Origin of the sequence: Burkholderia sp. AU33803 (assembly GCF_002223095.1) — a bacterium.
Taxonomy (GTDB): Bacteria; Pseudomonadota; Gammaproteobacteria; order Burkholderiales; family Burkholderiaceae; genus Burkholderia.
In genome coordinates this window covers 453,134-471,097 of record NZ_NKFJ01000008.1, presented here as the reverse complement: position 1 = coordinate 471,097, position 17,964 = coordinate 453,134, and the positions used below count along the sequence as shown (strand labels likewise).

At 67.1% G+C, this 17,964-nt stretch carries 16 protein-coding genes; 7 read left to right on the top strand and 9 right to left on the bottom strand.

What is annotated here, in order from left to right; all coding sequences use genetic code 11:
* Position 1: 1 nt before the first annotated feature.
* Entirely contained in the window at positions 2-373 is a 372-nt protein-coding gene (locus CFB41_RS33610) for a cupin domain-containing protein (protein ID WP_373558639.1), read from the bottom strand.
* Positions 374-450: 77 nt separating this feature from the next.
* Positions 451-1,569: a polyamine ABC transporter substrate-binding protein gene (locus CFB41_RS33605; protein WP_089459581.1), complete on the bottom strand. Its 1,119-nt coding sequence runs from the start codon at positions 1,567-1,569 to the stop codon at positions 451-453.
* Positions 1,570-1,840: 271 nt separating this feature from the next.
* Here CFB41_RS33605 and CFB41_RS33600 point away from each other — a divergent pair, with 271 nt between their 5' ends.
* Entirely contained in the window at positions 1,841-2,698 is an 858-nt protein-coding gene (locus tag CFB41_RS33600) for a helix-turn-helix transcriptional regulator (RefSeq protein ID WP_089459580.1), read from the top strand.
* A 43-nt stretch (positions 2,699-2,741) separates the two neighbouring features.
* Positions 2,742-3,404, top strand: a complete 663-nt coding sequence (locus tag CFB41_RS33595; RefSeq protein ID WP_089459579.1) for an ankyrin repeat domain-containing protein — start codon at positions 2,742-2,744, stop codon at positions 3,402-3,404.
* A gap of 25 nt (positions 3,405-3,429) precedes the next feature.
* Here the strand turns inward: CFB41_RS33595 and shc are convergent, their stop codons facing one another.
* Positions 3,430-5,484, bottom strand: a complete 2,055-nt coding sequence (shc, locus tag CFB41_RS33590; protein ID WP_089459578.1) for a squalene--hopene cyclase — start codon at positions 5,482-5,484, stop codon at positions 3,430-3,432.
* 52 nt (positions 5,485-5,536) lie between these two features.
* Here shc and CFB41_RS33585 point away from each other — a divergent pair, with 52 nt between their 5' ends.
* From CFB41_RS33585 to CFB41_RS33570, 4 genes are all read left to right on the top strand, one after another.
* Positions 5,537-6,238, top strand: coding sequence for a TetR/AcrR family transcriptional regulator (locus CFB41_RS33585; RefSeq protein ID WP_089459577.1), 702 nt, complete (start codon positions 5,537-5,539; stop codon positions 6,236-6,238).
* 168 nt (positions 6,239-6,406) lie between these two features.
* A complete protein-coding gene (locus tag CFB41_RS33580; protein WP_089459576.1) occupies positions 6,407-6,817 on the top strand; it encodes a VOC family protein in 411 nt (136 codons plus the stop codon).
* A 273-nt stretch (positions 6,818-7,090) separates the two neighbouring features.
* Positions 7,091-8,656 (top strand): methyl-accepting chemotaxis protein, encoded by a 1,566-nt coding sequence (locus CFB41_RS33575; RefSeq protein ID WP_089459575.1) that lies wholly within the window; start codon positions 7,091-7,093, stop codon positions 8,654-8,656.
* Positions 8,657-9,133: 477 nt separating this feature from the next.
* Complete coding sequence (locus CFB41_RS33570) at positions 9,134-9,664, top strand: OsmC family protein (protein WP_089459574.1); 531 nt, start codon at positions 9,134-9,136, stop codon at positions 9,662-9,664.
* Between the two features lie 195 nt (positions 9,665-9,859).
* On the opposite strand, the gene CFB41_RS33565 is transcribed toward CFB41_RS33570, so the two are convergent.
* Genes CFB41_RS33565 through CFB41_RS33555 form a run of 3 tightly spaced genes read right to left on the bottom strand, consistent with a single transcriptional unit; the run spans position 9,860 to position 12,535 of the window.
* Entirely contained in the window at positions 9,860-10,681 is an 822-nt protein-coding gene (locus tag CFB41_RS33565) for an ABC transporter ATP-binding protein (protein ID WP_089459573.1), read from the bottom strand.
* Positions 10,678-11,532 (bottom strand): ABC transporter permease, encoded by an 855-nt coding sequence (locus CFB41_RS33560; RefSeq protein ID WP_179250271.1) that lies wholly within the window; start codon positions 11,530-11,532, stop codon positions 10,678-10,680. The genes CFB41_RS33565 and CFB41_RS33560 overlap by 4 nt, the downstream gene beginning before the upstream one ends.
* Positions 11,533-11,542: 10 nt before the next feature.
* Positions 11,543-12,535 (bottom strand): aliphatic sulfonate ABC transporter substrate-binding protein, encoded by a 993-nt coding sequence (locus CFB41_RS33555; RefSeq protein ID WP_089429877.1) that lies wholly within the window; start codon positions 12,533-12,535, stop codon positions 11,543-11,545.
* A 347-nt stretch (positions 12,536-12,882) separates the two neighbouring features.
* Here CFB41_RS33555 and CFB41_RS33550 point away from each other — a divergent pair, with 347 nt between their 5' ends.
* On the top strand, positions 12,883-14,313 hold the full coding sequence (locus CFB41_RS33550) for an MFS transporter (RefSeq protein WP_089459572.1): 1,431 nt from the start codon (positions 12,883-12,885) through the stop codon (positions 14,311-14,313).
* 77 nt (positions 14,314-14,390) lie between these two features.
* Here CFB41_RS33550 and CFB41_RS33545 read toward each other — a convergent pair whose 3' ends face one another.
* From CFB41_RS33545 to CFB41_RS33535, 3 genes are all read right to left on the bottom strand, one after another.
* Positions 14,391-14,900: an AAA family ATPase gene (locus CFB41_RS33545; protein ID WP_089459571.1), complete on the bottom strand. Its 510-nt coding sequence runs from the start codon at positions 14,898-14,900 to the stop codon at positions 14,391-14,393.
* Between the two features lie 207 nt (positions 14,901-15,107).
* Positions 15,108-16,502, bottom strand: coding sequence for an LLM class flavin-dependent oxidoreductase (locus CFB41_RS33540; protein WP_089444469.1), 1,395 nt, complete (start codon positions 16,500-16,502; stop codon positions 15,108-15,110).
* Complete coding sequence (locus tag CFB41_RS33535) at positions 16,499-17,776, bottom strand: acyl-CoA dehydrogenase family protein (RefSeq protein ID WP_089459570.1); 1,278 nt, start codon at positions 17,774-17,776, stop codon at positions 16,499-16,501. The genes CFB41_RS33540 and CFB41_RS33535 overlap by 4 nt, the downstream gene beginning before the upstream one ends.
* Between the last annotated feature and the right edge of the window lie 188 nt (positions 17,777-17,964).

The window sequence follows — 17,964 nt, the reverse complement described above, 5'->3', positions numbered from 1 at the left end:
CTCATTCCTGCGGCTGCGCTTCGTACGCGACGAAGATCTTCCGCGTGTGCTCGACGACTTCCCACGTGCCGCGAAAGCCCGGCGGAATGACGAAGCGATGGCCGGCGCGCAGGGTTTTCGCGTTGCCTGCCTCATCGGTGATCACCGACGTGCCTGCCAGGATCTCGCAGTATTCCGCTTCGGTGTATGCGACCCGCCACCGGCCAGGCGTGCTTTCCCAGATGCCGGTCGAGAAGCGGCCGCACGGGCTCGTGAAGCCGGGCGTGAGCGTCTGCAGCGGGTCGCCCGCCAGCAGCTTCTCGGGCGGCACGCGGTATTGCACGGGTTCGCCATTGGGGGTGAGGGCATCGGTGATGGTGGAAATGTCGAGCACGGCTGGCATCCTTCGTCGTCGTGAAATGAACGCGCCGACGGCGCGTTCGCATGATTCCATATTGGCCGGCAGCTTCGTCAGTTGCCGGTTTTCAGTTGTTGCCACAGGCGGTTCTCGAGTCGCGCGATGTCGGCGGAACGCGGCTTCGAGAGTGTCATCCTGTCGAGCACGTCGGCGGACAGGTACACGTTCGGATCGTGCGCGACGGCCGGCGTCACGTACTGATGGGCCGCCTTGTTCGCGCTCGGGTAGTAGATCTCGTTGGTGATGTCCGCGTTGACCTTCGGGTCCTCGATGTAGTTGATCCATTGCAATGCGGCCTCGGGATGCGGCGCATCCTTCGGAATCGCCATCACGTCGAACCACAGGATGCCACCTTCCTTCGGGTTCGCATAACGAATCTCGTAGCCGCGTTTCGCCGCGATCGCTTCGCGGCGCGCGACGCTGACGTCGCCCGACCAGCCCAGCACGACACATACGTCGTTGTTCGCGAGATCGTTGTTGTAACCCGACGAATTGAACTGCGTGATGTACGGGCGCACCTTCTTCAGCATGTCGAACGCCGCGTGGTAGTCGGCCGGGTTCTTGCTGTTCGGATCCTTGCCGATGTACTGGAGCGCGGCGGCGAACACGTCGTCCGGCGCATCGAGGAACGACACGCCGCAGCCCTTCAGCTTCGCCACGTTGGCCGGATCGAACACCAATGCCCAGCTGTCGAGCGGCGCGCCGTCGCCGAGTGCCTTCCTGACCGCCTGCACGTTATAGCCGATACCGTCGGTGCCATAGGCCCACGGCACGCCGTACTGGTTGCCCGGATCGGATTCCGCGATCTTCTTCATCAGTTCGGGATCGAGGTTGGCGAGATTCGGCAGCTTCGACTTGTCGAGTTTCTGGTAGACGCCGGCCTGGATCTGCTTGGCCATGTAGTTCGAGGTCGGCACGACGATGTCGTAGCCGGAACTGCCGGCCAGCAGCTTCGATTGCAGCGTGTCGTCGCTGTCGTAGACGTCGTAGCGCACGTGCACGCCCGTTTGCTTCTGGAAATCGGGGATCGTGGTTTTCGCGATGTACTCGGACCAGTTGTAGACGTTCAGTTCGGCATCGGAAGCCTGGGCGGGTGTCGCCGACAGCGGCGCGAAACAGGCGGCGGCTGCGATCGCAACCGGGAAGGCGAGACGGAAAGCGCGGACGATCATGGTCACTCCCTTTCGAAACGAGGGCGGCGCACGGCATCGCGCACGCGCGCCGCGGGTCGGTCGACGAGGCTCGCGGCGGTTCGCCGTGCTACGTGCGCGCACCGGCGGGCCTCACCGAATCTCGGGGATGACTGTATGCGGCGGCTGTTGGCGTGTCTGTCCATGAAATCCGTACAGCGGGTCTGCGGCATGCACCGGAAACCCGCGCGCGGGAATTGGCAGCGCACTTTTGGCGTGGTAACGGTAGGCGTCCCGTTCTCCCGTACATCGTATGACCGACCATGACGCCGATACGACGATCGATATCCAGCTGGGCCAGCTCGTCTTCATGTCCGAGGCGCTGTCGGCCGTGGCCGCCGCGATCGGCTCGCCGGATTTCGTCGCGGTCGTGTTCGAGAACCTGACGCGCATCGTCGATTGCGATTCCATTCATCTCGATTACGAGGACGAGTCGCTGCACGATCGCCGGGTCGGCTGGATCGGCAGCTACGGCACCTATCCGGACCAGATCGAGCGCACGATGACGCGCTATTACCGCGATTTCGCGCGAATCGACACGACGTTCGACTGCATCCGCGGCGAACGCGACACGCAGCTGCTGCAGCTCTCGACGCTGCGGCTGAACCCCGAGATCCGCCGCGCCTTTTACGACTCCGAGGATATCCACGACGAGTGCGTGGTCACGTATCGTGTGGACGAGCTGACCTATGCGCTGTCGGTGTGCCGCGCGCGACGACTGCCGGCGTTTTCGCTGAAGGAGCTGAGCATCGTCCGGCATGTCGCGCTGATCGTCTTGCCGCTGGCGGTCGCGCATCGGCGCATCGTCGGCGATCGCCAGGCCGATGCGGACGCGGCTGCGCCGCGCGCGCAGGAAAGCGGTGCCGCACGGCGCTTGAACGACGTGTTCGGGAAGCTGACGTCTCGCGAATCGGAGGTGTGTGCGCGGCTCATTCGCGGCAGGAAGACGCAGGACATCGCGCTCGAACTCGGCATCCAGCCGTCGTCGATCGATACCTACGCGCGGCGCGCGTTTGCCAAGCTCGGCATTGAATCACGCCGCCAGTTGCTGAACCTGCTGCTGGATCATGACGTGCTCGATGCGTCGTCGGTCCGGAAGGGTGTTGCGTGATCGCGCGCGACGATAGCGCGGCCCGATACACGAGGAGAGCCAATTGAGCATCGCATGGGATGGAATCACGGGCGTCGGCGTGCTCGACGACGCGCAGGTCGCGAGCCGGCACGCGTTGGCCGACGCGGCGCGCAACGGCGACTGGGCGACGATGCTCGACTGCATTGCAAAAGAGCACAAGCTCGTCAACGCGACACGGCTTGGCGGGAAGTCGCTTTATACCCCGCTGCACCAGGCTGCATACAACGGTGCGCCGAAAGAAGTCGTCACCGAACTGTTGCAGCTCGGCGCATGGCGCATGCTGCGCGATGCACAGGGTGCGCGCCCGGTCGATCTAGCCGAGCAGCGCGGGCATCGGCACCTGATCGATCTGCTGACACCGCAGCCGCGACGCTTCGTGCCCGCCGAAACGCTGCGCGACATCCAGCGCCACTTCCACGAGATGATGCTCGGCCGCATCGCACACCTGCGCGTCGACGCGCTGCGCCTGCCCGAACTCGAGCCGCTGCTTGAACTCGACGCGCAGGCCGGACGCGTATGGTTCGCGGTGCCGGGCATGTATGGCGGGTTCGACTATGCACTGCACGCCGACGGCGCCGCGGCCGTACTCGTGTCGAAGAGCTGGAGCCGCGTGGTCGACGGCTCGGGCCAGCGGCACGAGATCACGGCGCACGGCTGCACGCTGGTCGAAGAGGGTTTCGTGTGACGGCCTTGCGCCGTCACGTTACCGCTCAGGCGACCACCGTGGCCGCCGCCTTGACTGCCGTCGCACCGTGCGCGGCCGCCGCCCGCGCCGCCGCCGCGCCCGCCAGCCGCCGATAGCGCGCGAGCGCCCACAGCGGGAAGTACGCGGTATAGCCGTGATACTTCAGGTAGAAGATGCGCGGAAAGCCCGGCGCATTGTGCGAGCGGTGCCACCAGAAGCCGTCTTCCTGCTGGACCGACTGCAGATACGCGATGCCGCGCTTCACCGAATCGGATTCGCAGTCGCCGAACGCCATCTGCGCGAGCAGCGCCCACGCGGTGAAGTTCGACGTGCTCTCGCCGCCATTGGTGCCGCCCAGCTTCGGGTCGATGTAGCTGTCGTTCGTCTCGCCCCAGCCGCCGTCCGCATGCTGCCGCGAGCGCAGCCATTCGATCGCGCGTGCGATATACGGCTGCGACTTGTCCTCGCCGGCGAGCGCGAGGCCGGCCAGCACGCTCCACGTCCCGTAGATGTAGTTCGTGCCCCAGCGGCCCCACCAGCTGCCGTCGGGTTGCTGCGTGCGCTTCACGTAGTCGATGCAGCGCGCGACCGACTCGCGTTCGTCCGCACGTTTCGTCACGCCGAAGCACAGCAGCACGCGGCCCGACACGTCTTCGGTCGGCGGATCGAGCAGCGCGCCGTGGTCGGCGAACGGGATCGCGTTCAGGTACATGCGGTCGCAGTCGGCGTCGAATGCCGCGAAGCCGCCGTTGCGCGATTGCAGCCCGCGCATCCAGTCGAGCGCGCGCGCGACGCGCGGTGCATACGGGTTCGTGCCGTCCGCGTTGGCATGCGTGCGGCCGCGGCGATCGAGCATCGCGGTGACGACCGCCGTGTCGTCGATGTCGGGGTAGTACGGGTTCGCGTACTGGAACGCCCATCCGCCCGGCTGGACCTCGGCCGGCGCGTTCTCGATCCAGTCGCCGCGCAGGTCGTTCACCTGGCGTTCGGCCAGCCAGTCGTATGCGCGTGCGATGCGTTCGTCGAGTGCGCGCCGTGCGTCGCCCGGCTCGCCGTCTTCCGCCACCGCCACGCCGCGCGCCTGCTCGAGCGCCATCGTGCTCCACGCGGTGTCCCACACCGGCGACAGGCACGGCTGGCAGTACATGCTGCCGTCCGGCCGCGTGACCAGCAGCTTCTCCAGCGCGTTGTCGCAATCGCGCCGCAGCGGATGGTCGTCCGGGTAGCCGAGCACCTGCATCATCTGGTTGGCATACACGATCGGCGGGAAAATGCCGCCGAGCCCGTCCTCGCCGTTCATGCGCTCTGCGCACCACGCCTCGGCATGACGGATCGCGCGCTGCCGCAGCCCCTTCGGCATCAGCGGCTCGACGTGGCGCACCGTGCGGTCGAGCGCGAGGAACAGCCTGCGCATGCCGCGCGCGGGCGGGAAGTACTGGCGTTCCTCGTCCGGCGGCGTGACGAACAGCTCGCGGATCGAGACGTTGCGCGGATTGCGCGCGCGCGCCTTCAGCGAGCACAGCACGAGCAGCGGCACCATCGTCGTGCGCGCCCAGTACGCGACCTTGTACATCGAGATCGGCACCCACTTCGGGAACAGCACGAACTCGATCGGCATGAACGGCGTCGCGCGCCACGGCACCTGGCCGAACGTCGCGAGCAGGATGCGCGTGAACACGTTCGCGCGGGCCGCGCCGCCGAGCTTCAGGATCGCGTCGCGCGCGCGGACCATGTGCGGCGCATGTTCGCTGTCACCGGCCGCCTTCAGCGCGAAGTACGCCTTCACGCTGCACGACACGTCCGGATCGCCGTCGACGTACAGATCCCATGCGCCGTGCGTGTCGAGCCGCTGGATCGCGCGCAGGTAGCGCGCCATCTTCTCCTGGCGCACGTCGTCGATCTTGTCCATGAAATGCATCATCAAGATGTATTCCGCGGTGATCGTCGCGTCGGATTCGAGTTCGAAACACCAGCTGCCGTCGGGCTGCTGGAGACGCACGAGGGCGTCGCGTCCACGGGCGATCGCGGTGTCGAGCGCGGACCAGGGGGAGGGGGTGGCTGTAGTCATGCGGCGGATCATACCATCCGGCCGGAATGTTTATATCGAGACGCCGGGTGCTACCATCCGCACCATGAAAAAACACCTCGAACCCGCGCCGCACGATGCGTCCGTGCCCGTCGAACCGGCTGGAACGGCCGGTGCGCGGGCGCCTGAAGCCGCAGCGGCGCCGGCCGTCCCCACCGCCGGCGTGCGCCGGAAAAAAGCGCCGGATCAGGTGCGTGCGCAGTTGCTGGCGGCTGCATCGGAAATCGCGACACATCACGGCGTGGCCGCGTTGACGCTCGATGCGGTGGCCGAGCGGGCCGGCGTGACGAAAGGCGCGCTGCAGTATCACTTCGCGAACAAGCAGGGGCTGCTGGATGCGCTGTTCGGCCAGGCGACCGAGCGGTTCGCCGCGCAGATGGCCGCGCGGGTGGCGGCGGATGCCGAGGGCGCCGGCGCGGTGGCGCGGGCCTACATGCATGCGGTGCTCGACGAGTCGCATGCGGTCGCGAGTACCGACGTGCTGCGCGTGCTGGTCGCGTCGATGATTACCGACCAGGACACGCGCGCGCGCTGGTCGGTGCCGATGCGGGAATGGACGCGGCCCGACCCCGTGCCGCTCGAGCAGGCCGCGACGCTGATGATCTGCCGGCTCGCCGCCGACGGGCTGTGGATTTCGAAACTGCTCGACAGCCTCGAGATCTCCGCCGAATTGCGCGCGGAGATCGGGCGGCAGCTCGATGCGATGAGCCGTGGCGTGTTTCCGAAGGGGCGCGACGGGGCCGGGTGATGCGTGCTGCCGGCGTCGGACGACTGCGTCGCGAACCGGGCCGGCGCCAGGCTGTTCATCGTCGATTGAAGCGGCAGCGGGTTCCCGCGCAGCGTCTCGTCGCCCCTTTGCCGCCGGAGGGCGCCCGGCGCACAATACCCGCGGAAATCTCTTCGGAGGCTGCCCGACATGGCCAGGTTCCAGCCCGACGGATGGCACACCGTCACCCCCCGGATCGTCGTGCCGGATCCGCACGATCTGATCGAATTCATCCGCGCGGTATTTCACGCGCAGGGCGAGTACCGCCCGGGGCTGCCCGCGGAAATCAGGATCGGCGATTCCGTCGTGATGATCAGCGGGGAAGATGGCCTGCGTGAGCCGATCCCGGCATTCCTGTACGTGTATGTCGAGGACGCCGACCTGACCTATCGGCGGGCGCTTGCAGCCGGTGCGACCATGCTCGAACCCCCCGCCGACATGCCGTACGGCGACAGGCGGGCGATGGTGAAGGATCCGTGGGGGAATCGATGGCAGATCGCGACGCATCAACGCGACCTGTCGGTTGACGAGATTCGGTCGAGGCTGACGAACGGCGGCTAGATGCTCGTCGGGGTACGTCGAAGTGATCAGGATGCCTGTCTTCCCGCCCACGTGATCGCCGCCACGGCTTCGCGCCCCCGTCACGTACCGCTTCGCCGCTGCCCCTGTCGCAATCGTCAAGATCCACGTCGCGTATCGGTAAAACCTCCCCGTTCCCCCCGCCGTTAACCCGTTCGCAGCCCATGCGCCCCGTGTTGCGACGCGGCGCGCGTCTTTCGTGATCCGGAATCCACATCCGCCGCTGGCCGCGTCCGGCCGGCGCAAGGGAACGTCATGCGAAAACAACTCACTATCCGTGGTGGTCTCGTCGCGACCATCGCCGGCTATACCGTGCTGCTCATGCTGGTGGTCGGCGCGAGCATCGCGGCGCTCTATATGGGCAACGGTTCGCTCGAGGCGATGTACCGCGACGACACCGCGTCGCTGCTGCACCTGAAGACCAGCTCCGAGCGGATGCTTGTGCTGCGCGAACGCATGAGCGACGTCGCGCAGATCATCAGCGCCGGCCACTCGGGCAAGGACGAGATCGCGAAACTCCGCACGCTCCTCAAGCAGAGCAACGACGAACTGGATGCCTATGCGGGCCTGCACGCACGCAACGCCGACGAGCAGGCGCTGTTCGACACGCTGCAGAATCGCCGTCGCGCGTTGCTCGACCGCGTGTTCCTGAAGGCGCTCTCGCAACTCGACGCCGACGACGGCTTCGGCTTTCTCGACACGCAGCGCACCGCGCCGCCCGAGCTGTTCGCCGCCTACCAGGAGGCGATCGATGCGCTCGAAGCGTTCCAGGTCGCACGTGAAAAAGCGCGCTATGACGCGGCCGGCGTGCAGTTCCACCGGATCGTGTGGGGGATGGCGGCGGTCGCGGCCTTCGCACTCGTCGTCGGTTTCCTGGCGCAGCGCGTGCTCGCGAAGGCGATCATCGAGCCGATCAAGCTCGCGGTCGGCCAGTTCGAGAAGATCTCGACAGGCGACCTGACCGGAACGGTCGTCGTGCCCGGCGAGAACGAGATGGCCTATCTGCTGCATGCGCTGAAGCGGATGCAGGACGGCCTCGTCGTCACCGTGAACCAGGTGCGCGCGAGCACCGAGACGATCGTCGGCGATGTCCGCACGATCGCGAGCGGCAACGTCGACCTGTCGGCGCGCACCGAGCAGCAGGCCGTCTCGCTGCAACAGGCGGCGGCGAGCGTCGAGCAGCTGACGGCAGCCGTGCGCCAGAACGCGGACAATGCGCGCGACGCGCGCACCTATGTCGAAGGCGCGGCCGGCATCGCGTCGCGCGGCGGCGAGGCGATGCAGCGCGTGGTCGAGACGATGTCGGCGATTTCGCTCAGCTCCACGCGGATCTCCGGGATCGTCGGCGTGATCGAAAGCATCGCATTCCAGACCAACATCCTTGCATTGAATGCCGCCGTCGAAGCCGCGCGCGCCGGCGAGCAGGGGCGCGGCTTCGCGGTCGTCGCGACCGAGGTGCGCGGGCTCGCGCAGCGCTGCGCGTCGGCGGCGAAGGAGATCCGCGAACTGATCGGCCATTCAGCGAAGCGTGTCGAAGACGGCAGCGGCCTCGTCGCACTGGCCGGTTCGGCGATGGCCGAGCTCGTCGCGGCGGTCGAGCGCGTCAACATGATCATGAGCGAAACCGGCCAGGCGTTCGAGGAGCAAGCGTCGGGCATCGAGCAGGTGAACGCCGCGGTCATCCAGATGGAGCAGACGATGCAGCGCAATGCCGCGCTGGTCGAGGAGGCCGCGGCCGCCGCGCTGTCGCTCGACGAACAGGGCTCGCGGCTGAGTGCGGCGGTTGCGCAGTTCCGTCTGCGTGACGAAGCCCTCGCCTGATGCGCCGATGCCGGTGGCGGTGCTGGATCGTCGGGTCGGACGGATGGTCGACGCGGTGCATCGGCGTCGACGCGGCACATTTCCGGTGCGGACGTCTTGACTGCAGAAGTCGACGCGATCCATGCACCGGCACGGTGAAGCATGACGATCGGAGACGATTGCCGAACGCGATGCGATGGGGTCTGCGTTCAGGGCCCACGAGGCAGCACCGCGTCGCCGCAATCCTTGCCGGTCAAGGCGGACGGGGAATTTCACCAACGTTCTCCACAGGGTTATGCACGGAAATTGTGGATAACTCGAGGGGATGAACGACAGCCGAAAATTGCCGAACGCGTGTACCGCAATGCGACATCACATCCTGCGAATTGCTTTGCTGGATTGATCGTTTCGTGGCAATCGGGGAAGGGAATAGCATGAAGCTCCCTCTCGATTGGCCGCGGTATGCGCGGCCGGTCATTGCGACCGTATCGGCCCGACATGACGACACTGAACGACTATCTCGAACAAAAGCGCGACGCGTGGCTCGCGAAAAAAGAAGCTGCCCGCAACAATCCCGAACTCAAGGCGACCCCGCTGAAAGCGACCGTGCGCGCGCTGGGCCGCAGTGGCGTGCGGGAGATCCGCATTCGCGACTTCCAGGTGATCAGTGACAGCCCGCCCGACTTCGCGGGCTACAACCTCGGGCCGGCGTCGCCGGAGTTGCAGCTCGGCGTGCTCGGCAGTTGCCTGACGCACATCACGCTGATCCAGGCCGCGGAGCGCGGCCTGAAAATCGACTCGATCGAGGTCGAGGTGACCGGCGACCAGCATCCGCTCGCGCAGCAGCCGGGGTTCGAGCATGTGCCGGTGTTTCCGCACAACATCCGCTATACGCTCGATATCGTGTCGCCCGAACCGCCGGAGACGATTCGTGCGTTGCATCAGGCGGTCGAGGCGATATGCCCGATCTTCAACCTGCTGAGACTGCCGCAGACGATCGACGGCGAGGTGAGGCATACGCAAGGTTGAAGTGCGCCGGTGGATTGCAGCATGTCACCTCGCTGAGAGGTGAGCAGGCGCGCGATACCTCGCGCACCCTGGCGGCGCTCCTATACGACTGCGATCCTGCCGCACCGGTATTCGATGACGGATGCGTCGTTCCGGTGCAGAGCGCGTGCCGAATCGGGGCCGGGCGACGCCGGTCGTGAATCGGCCGTCGCGAAGTCAGGCTTCGGAGGACTGAAGGTCGCGCGTTCGGCGCGTCGTCTCGTCGGCACGATCCTGAAGCTGTTGGAACGCGTCCAGCAGCCGCGCGCGCAGCACGGCCAGCGTCGGGTCGCGCCGATCGCGCGGCCGGGCGACCCCGACGTGGATCTCGTCGTCGATGCGGCCCGGATTGGGCGCGAGCATCAGCACGCGATCGCCGAGATACAGCGCTTCATCCAGATCGTGCGTGACGACGATCGCGGCCGTCCGGTGCCGCGCGACGACATCGAGCAGCAGCGTCTGCAGCCGCATCCGGGTGATCGCATCGACCGCGCTGAACGGTTCGTCGAGCAGCAGCAGGTCGGGCTCGCCGAACAGCCCGCGCGCGATCGCCGCGCGCTGGGCCATCCCGCCCGACAACGTGGCCGGCAGTTGCCGGGCGACCCCGGCCAGGCCGACTTCGTCGAGCAGCCGTGCGACGGCCGGCTCGCGCCCGCCGCGCGGGCCGGCCGCAAAGCCGACGTTGTCCGCGATTGACAGCCACGGCAGCAGCCGCGGCTCCTGGAAGATCACACCGGCACGCGGGGACGGGCCGTCGAGCGCGACGCCGCCCAGCTTCACACTGCCGCGGTAATCGGTGTCGAGGCCGGCGACGATTCGCAGCAGCGTGCTCTTGCCGCAACCGCTCGGACCGACCACGCAGACGATTTCGCCGCGCGCGACCTGCAGCGGGACGTCGGCGAGGATCGTGCGATCGCCGTAAAGCTTGCGGGTGATGCGCACGTCGAGCAGCGGAGTCGCGGAGCGCGCCGCCGTGGGTACGGAAGAACGGGTGCTCATAGCGACCCCTTACGTGGCGTGGTGTCGAATGCGTCGCGCCAGCCGAGCCAGCGCGACTCGATGCGCGCCATCGCGCCGTCGGTCAGCTTGCCGAGCAGCGCCAGCAACAGGATCGCCCCGAACACGAGATCCGGGCGCCCCGTTTCGCGGCCGTCGCTCAACAGGAAGCCGAGCCCGCGCGTGGCCGCGATCAACTCCGCGGCGACCATGAACATCCACGCGAGACTGAGGCCGGTGCGCAAGCCGGTGACGATCTGCGGCAGCGCGGCCGGCAGCAGGATGCGGCGGAACAGCGCGAACGGGCCGAGCCGGTACACCGCGCCGAGTTCGACGAGCTTGCGGTCGACGTCGCGAATGCCGGCGACCACCGCGAGGTGGACGGGGAAGAACGCGCCGATGGCGATCAGCGTGATCTTCGGTGCTTCGTCGATGCCGAGCCACAGCAGCAACACCGGCACCCACGCGAGCGACGGAATCGCGCGCAGCGCCTGGAACGTCGGTTCGAACAGCGCGTCGATCCGGCGGCTCAGGCCCATCGCCGCGCCGACGACGAGCGCGAGTCCCGCGCCCGCCGCAAACCCCGCCGCGACCCGCAGCGTACTCGCGCCGACATGGCGCGCTACGCGCGTGACGCCGAGGCGGGCGAGCGTGTCGAGAATCTCGCTCGGTGCGGGGACAAGATGATTCGGCAGCCAGCCCTGCCGCACGACGACCTCCAGCAACGCGAGCGCCGCGAACGGCAGCGCGAGGCCCGCGATCCGCCACCGGCGGAGCGGATCGCGCCGGCCGGCGGTTGGCGAAGCGGGGCGGCGGGGCGCGAGCGTGTCGTCGCGGGCGGCGGTGTCGGTCATGGGCGGCAGCTCAGCGCGACGCGTCGACGAGCGGGCGCGCAAACGACGGATCGATCAGCGTATCGACGATCTTCGCGGGATCGACGCCGGGCTTGGTCAGCTGTTCGGCCGTCAACACGGGGGCGGCCGCCTTCAGCGCCGCGCGCTGGGTGTCGCCCGGAACGGGATCGCTGAAGTCGTTGCGCTGCAGCTGCAGCTTCGCCACCGGCAGCGACACCTTCGATTCGTCGGCGACGATCTGCGCGGTGTCGGCCGGATGCGCGACGATCCACTGGCGCGCGCGATCGTAGACCTTCAGCACGCGCGTGACCGCCTGCGGGTACTGGCTGGCGAACGCGTCGCGGACGTTCAGGAACCCATAGGTGTTGAACGCGACATTGCGATAGAGCAGGCGCGCACCGTCGTCGAGCTGCGCCGCGGCCATGTGCGGATCGAGGCCGGCCCACGCATCGACCTGGCCGTTCGCGAGTGCGGTGCGCCCGTCCGGATGCTGCAGGTTGACGATTTCGACGTCGTCGCGGGTCAGGCCGACCGTGTGCAGCGCGCGTAGCGTGAACAGGAACGGATCGGTGCCGCGCGTCGCGGCGATCTTCTTGCCCTTCAGGTCCGCGAGCGAGCGGATCGGCGAATCCTTGCGGACCACCAGCGCGGTCCACTCGGGGCGGGAGAACACGTAGACCGTATGGATCGGGTTGCCGTTCGCGCGCGCGAGCACCGACGCGAGGCCCGCGGCGGACCCGAAATCGACCGCACCGCTGTTCAGGTATTCGAGCGCACGATTGCTGCCGAGGCTCAGCACCCAGCGAATCGACGTGCGGTCGGCCTTGAATTCGTCCTCGAGCCAGCCGAAGTGGCGGATCACCAGGCTCTCCGGCGAGTAGTACGCATAGTCGACGCGGATCTCCGCGGGCGTCGCGGCGCGTGCATGCACCGAAACGAGGCTGGCGAACGCGGCAACGACGAGGGCCGCGGATTGCCACGCGCGGGACCAGGACAGCTTCATCGGGGATTCTCCGGAAGGGCGGCAAGGTGCCGCGAACAGGCAGGGTGACCGGTCAATGTAGCGAAGCATCGGCGCTCCGTGAACGAAGAATTCCGCGATTGAACATGCACGCTGCTGCTAAGCGTGGACGGCGAGCAACTTTATGACGCGGGCCGATTAATTTATCGATTTATATCGCTTGGGATAACGGAATCGGGAGAACAGAATGCGTGCTGCCGGGACGTGATGGCGTCGCGTGGTGGGAAGCGCTCGGCTGCCTGGGTTCTCTGCCGGTCGCGATTGAATACGCCCGACTTCCGGCTCCATGCGGACCTCGCCGGTCATGCGGCGAAAAACTAAGGAATGCGATGAGTTCGATCGATCTGAACGCCGTGACACCGGTATCCTCGCCCATTCGCTCGGCAAGCGACGTCGCGCGGCTGATCAACACGGTGGACAGCTCGGTCAGCCATGCCCGGATGATCGTGCTGCTGGCGCTGGGCGGCGTGTTTCTCGATGCGTACGACCTGACGACGTTGTCCTACGGGATCGACGACGTGGCGCGCGAGTTCGGCCTGACGCCGGCGCTGACCGGACTGGTCGGGTCGGCGATCATGATCGGCACGATCTTCGGCAGCCTGATCGGCGGATGGCTGACCGACAAGATCGGCCGCTATCAGGTGTTCATGGCCGACATGCTGTTTTTCGTGGTCGCGGCAATCGCGGCCGGGCTGGCGCCGAACGTCTGGGTGCTGATCGGCGCGCGCTTCGTGATGGGGCTCGGGGTCGGCATCGACCTGCCCGTCGCGATGGCGTTTCTCGCGGAATTCTCGAAGTTCAACGGGCGCGGCAACAAGGCGTCGCGGCTCGCGGCGTGGTGCCCGATGTGGTACGTGGCGTCGTCGGTCTGCTTCCTGCTGATCTTCGGGCTGTATTTCCTGTTGCCCGCCGAGCATGCGGGGTGGCTGTGGCGCGCGTCGCTGATCTTCGGCGCGGTGCCCGCCCTGATCATCATTCTGTTCAGGAACCGGTTCATGAACGAATCGCCGCTGTGGGCCGCGAACCAGGGCGACCTGGCCAACGCCGCGCGGATTTTGCGCGAGTCGTACGGGATTCATGCGCACGAAGCGGAAGATGCCCGGCGCGCACCGAGCCAGCCGCCCGTGCGCATTCGCGTGCTGTTCCAGCGCCCGTACCTGGGGCGCACGATCGTCGCCAGCGTGATGAACCTGTGCATCCCGTTCGAATACACGGCGATCGCGTTCTTCCTGCCGTCGATCCTGTCGCAGTTTCTCGGCGCGGGCGTGTTCGAAACGATCGCGGCGTCGCTGGCGCTGAATGTGCTGTTTGCGTTCACCGGCGGCTTGCTGGGCATGCGTCTCGCCCATCGCCATGCGTCGCGCCATGTCGCGATCGCGGGCTTCGCGCTCCAGTTCGTCGCGCTCGTGGCGCTCGCGCTGGCAGGGCATCCGCATGGTGCAGTCGCGATCGGCTTCGTGCTGCTGATGCTCGGCACCTGGCTGTTCGCCGAAGGGTTCGGGCCCGGCGCGCAGATGATGATCTATCCGACGCTGTCGTATCCGGCGGCGATCCGCGGCACCGGCGTCGGTTTCGGGCGTTCGCTGTGCGGCATCGGCCAGGCGCTCGCGCGGTTCGTGCTGCCGATCCTGCAGGCGCGGCTCGGCACGGACATGTTCTGGGTGGTCGCGATCAGCGCCGCCACGCCGATCGTGTTCCTGTTGATCGTGCGTTACGAGCCGACGGCGCGGGATATCGATGACGAGGAGGGCATTGCCTGAACGCAACCGGGCGCGCAACCACCGGTATCCCGTGTTCCGGTATCGGAACACGTGGATCGCGACGCCACGCCATCTGTTCATGCCACCGGTAACGCGCGAAGGATCTGATCGACGCATTGCTCGACGGACTTGAACGCTGTATCGATCTGCAGGTGCGGTCGGTCCCACGCGTTGTAATCGCGATCAACGACTTCCTGCCAGGTGGGCAACACGAGCCCTGCAATGGTGGACTGCCGTGTTTCGACACGCTGTCGATGCTGCTGCCGATCGGAACATACGATCTCGATTTCGAACACGGGAACACCGATGCGCGCCGCGATGTTCCTGAATGCGTTTCGCGTCACCTCGAGCGGGTTGACGGAATCTGCGACGACGGTGGTTCCGATCGCCAGATTATCGGCCGCCACGCTGTAGCAGACCGCATAGCCGGCGCCGCCCATTTCAGCGCCCTCGTCCAGAACGCCCGAAGTCCGGATCGCTTGCTCGATGGAGTCGACGCGAAGATAGACCGCTCCCCGGCGAACGGCAAGTCGGCTCGCAAGCGTACTCTTCCCGGTGCCGGGCAAGCCGCTGAAGGTGATCAACATGAGCTTGCCCTTTCTTGTCGACGTGCGTGGGTCCACGCCGACTTCCGGTCAACACCGTCGTTTTTCATCCGGCCTCAAATGCACGCCGGAGGGAGGAGGGCGCTCGCACGCGCGGCGTGGCGGGCGAGCATCGTGGTGCACGGGGCACCCGGGCGTCATGAAGCCGGCCCGCACGCTGGCCGACGAGGCGTCACATTGAAGTCACCCTCAGGCAGCCACCCGCTCCGCATCGCGCTTGACCTGCTCGATGTCGCGATACTGCGCGGCCGGATGTTCGTCCGGCAGCCGCGCCGACCCGCCGAACAGTTTCTCGCGCAGGGTGCCCGGCGCATAGCCGGTCGGATACACGCCGCGCCGCTGCAGTTCGGGGACGAGATAACGCACGACGTCCTCGAAGGTTTCGTGCGCCACCGCATACGCGAGGTTGAAGCCGTCCACGTCGGTGGCGGCGACCCATTCCTGCAGGATGTCCGCGACGGTTTGCGCCGACCCGACGAACACCGGCCCCAGGCCGCCGATGCCGCCCCAGGCTGCCAGTTCCTCGATCGTCCACGCGGTGTCACCGCCCGCGAGGTGCTCGACCGCCGACACGATCGCGTTCGTTTCGACGCGCCGGACGGGATCGTTCGGCGCGTACTGGCCGAAGTCGATGCCGGTCCAGCCGGACATGAACACCAGCGAGCCGTCGTACGACACATACTTGCGATACTCGTCGAACTTGGCCTGCGCCTTCTCGTCGGTTTCGTCGACGATCACGGTGACGAGGTTGTAGATCAGGACCTTGCTCGCGTCGCGCCCGGCGGCCGTGGCCTGCGCGCGCACGTCGGCCACGTAGCGCGCGAGCTGCGGGCGGGTCGGCGCGGCAACGAACACGCATTCCGCGTGCTGCGCGGCGAATGCCTTGCCGGGGCCGGACGCACCGGCCTGGAACAGCACCGGCGTGCGCTGCGGCGACGGCTCGCACAGGTGGTAGCCGGGCACGTCGAAGAAACGGCCCTTGTGGCCGATCTCGTGCACCTTCTCCGGATGCGTGAACACGCGGCCGTCGCGATCGCGCACGACCGCGCCGTCTTCCCAGCTGCCTTCGAACAGCTTGTACAGCACCTCGACGTATTCGGCCGCGACCGCATAGCGGTCGTCGTGCGTGCGCAGGCCGTTGTCGCCGACGTTCTTCGCGCCGCTTTCAAGGTAGGACGTGACGATATTCCACGCGAGCCGGCCCTTCGTGTGATGGTCGGCGGTCGACAGCCGGCGCGCGAACGTGTACGGGTGCTCGAACGTCGTCGACGCGGTGATGCCGATGCCGAGATGTTCGGTCGCCATCGCGATCGGCGCGGCGAGCTGCAGCGGATCGTTGACCGGGATCTGCGCGGCCTGGTGCAGCGCGTGGTAATTGCTGCCCTTGTAGACGTCGTAGTAGCCGATCACGTCCGCGATGAAGATCGCGTCGAAAATCCCGCGTTCGAGCACGCGGGCGAGGTCGGTCCAGTAGTCGAGATCCTTGTATTGCCACGACCGGTCGCGCGGATGGGCCCACAGCCCGGGCGACTGGTGGCCGACACAGTTCATCTCGAATGCATTGAAGCGGATGGTCTTGCTCATTGGGCGGCTCCTGTTTCTGCATGCGTGCTCGCGTCCGTACCCGCCCCCGGGCCGTTGCCGATCTGCCAGACGAACGGCGGCGTGCGCCCGTTGATGACCCAGTCGCCGACGATCCGCGCCTTGTACACGAGCGGGTTGTGCGACGACACGGTGCGCGCGTTGCGCCAGTGGCGATCGAGCGCCGTCGTGCTGCGGGTCGCCGACGCGCCGAGCGCGTCGAACAGGCGCGTCGCCGCGCGCAGCACGAGGTCCGACACGACGAGCTGGCTTTGCGCGGATTCGATCTCGGCCGCGACGTTCGCATCGTGCTCGGCCGCCTCGTCGCCATCGAAGTGCGCTTCGTAGGCCCGTTGCAGCGGCTGCGCGGCGCGCAGCGCGAGCGCGTCGGCCGCATAGGCCCACGACGCGATCTCGCCGATCACCTGTTGCAGCTGCGCGTCGTCGGCCGCGCGCGGGGCGTTGCCGTGGCTGTACACGCGGGTGCGGCGGCGCACCAGGTCGCCCGCGTCGCGCACGATCGCGTGGCCGATGCCGGCCAGCGTCGCGACGTGGAAGAGCTGGTAGAACGCCGTCTGGTACTTGAAGCGTCGCGCGAAGTCGATCACGTCCCGTGCGTCGACCGCCGCATCTTCGAAGCGCGTGGTGCCGCTGCCGGTCGTCGTCTGGCCGAAGCCGTCCCAGTCGTCTTCGCGGATCACGCCGGGCTGCGCGGTCGAGACGGCGACGATCACGTCGCGGCCGTCGTCCGCGCGTTGCGCGAACACGTCGATCCAGTCGGCGAACAGGCTGCCGGTGCTGTAGAACTTCCGGCCGTTCAGCACGAGCCGGCCATTCTTTTCGGATACCTTCGTGATGGTCTGGCCGAGCGCCACGTCGCCGGTTTCCGTCCATGCATTGCCGACGAGCTGGCCGCTCGCGAAGCGGTCGAACCAGATCTGGCGATCGGTGCTGGGCGGCGCGTTCAGCCAGTCCTCGACGAATGCGAAGTGCCCGCGCAATGCCTGCGGCAGATTGGAATCGGCAGTCGCGAGTTCGGTCAGCAGCCGGAACAGCTGCGGCAGCGACGCGCCGGCGCCGCCATCGCGCACCGGCAGCCGCACGGCGCCGAAACCGGCGGCCTTCAGCCAGCCGATCGCCTCGTGCGGCAGCTCGCGGCGGCGTTCGCGTTCCGCGGTGCCGGCCGCGATGCGTTCGAAGATGGGCCTGAAGCGGCTGGCAAGCGCGTCATAGTCGGTGCCGGTGGAAAGTTCGGTTGCTGGGGGAGACGAAGTCATGCGGTGATCCTTGAAAGGCAGGGCCGTCGATGCCGGCAGGCTAGGGCCTGTTCACGCTAATAACGGGCTTGCGCTGGCCACCAGAAGGGCCGATCGCCGCGTCATGCTCCTCGCGAATACGTTGAGTATTCGCTTCGTCGCAATCCTCGCGCTCGGCCCTTCTGGTGGCCAGCCCCACGAATGAATTT

Coding starts and splice junctions, on each gene's coding strand:
- CFB41_RS33605 (WP_089459581.1), bottom strand. CDS start 1,569: ATGATCGTCCGCGCTTTCCGTCTCGCCTTCCCGGTTGCGATCGCAGCC.
- CFB41_RS33600 (WP_089459580.1), top strand. CDS start 1,841: ATGACCGACCATGACGCCGATACGACGATCGATATCCAGCTGGGCCAG.
- shc (WP_089459578.1), bottom strand. CDS start 5,484: ATGATCCGCCGCATGACTACAGCCACCCCCTCCCCCTGGTCCGCGCTC.
- CFB41_RS33585 (WP_089459577.1), top strand. CDS start 5,537: ATGAAAAAACACCTCGAACCCGCGCCGCACGATGCGTCCGTGCCCGTC.
- CFB41_RS33580 (WP_089459576.1), top strand. CDS start 6,407: ATGGCCAGGTTCCAGCCCGACGGATGGCACACCGTCACCCCCCGGATC.
- CFB41_RS33575 (WP_089459575.1), top strand. CDS start 7,091: ATGCGAAAACAACTCACTATCCGTGGTGGTCTCGTCGCGACCATCGCC.
- CFB41_RS33570 (WP_089459574.1), top strand. CDS start 9,134: ATGACGACACTGAACGACTATCTCGAACAAAAGCGCGACGCGTGGCTC.
- CFB41_RS33565 (WP_089459573.1), bottom strand. CDS start 10,681: ATGAGCACCCGTTCTTCCGTACCCACGGCGGCGCGCTCCGCGACTCCG.
- CFB41_RS33560 (WP_179250271.1), bottom strand. CDS start 11,532: ATGACCGACACCGCCGCCCGCGACGACACGCTCGCGCCCCGCCGCCCC.
- CFB41_RS33555 (WP_089429877.1), bottom strand. CDS start 12,535: ATGAAGCTGTCCTGGTCCCGCGCGTGGCAATCCGCGGCCCTCGTCGTT.
- CFB41_RS33550 (WP_089459572.1), top strand. CDS start 12,883: ATGAGTTCGATCGATCTGAACGCCGTGACACCGGTATCCTCGCCCATT.
- CFB41_RS33545 (WP_089459571.1), bottom strand. CDS start 14,900: ATGTTGATCACCTTCAGCGGCTTGCCCGGCACCGGGAAGAGTACGCTT.
- CFB41_RS33540 (WP_089444469.1), bottom strand. CDS start 16,502: ATGAGCAAGACCATCCGCTTCAATGCATTCGAGATGAACTGTGTCGGC.
- CFB41_RS33535 (WP_089459570.1), bottom strand. CDS start 17,776: ATGACTTCGTCTCCCCCAGCAACCGAACTTTCCACCGGCACCGACTAT.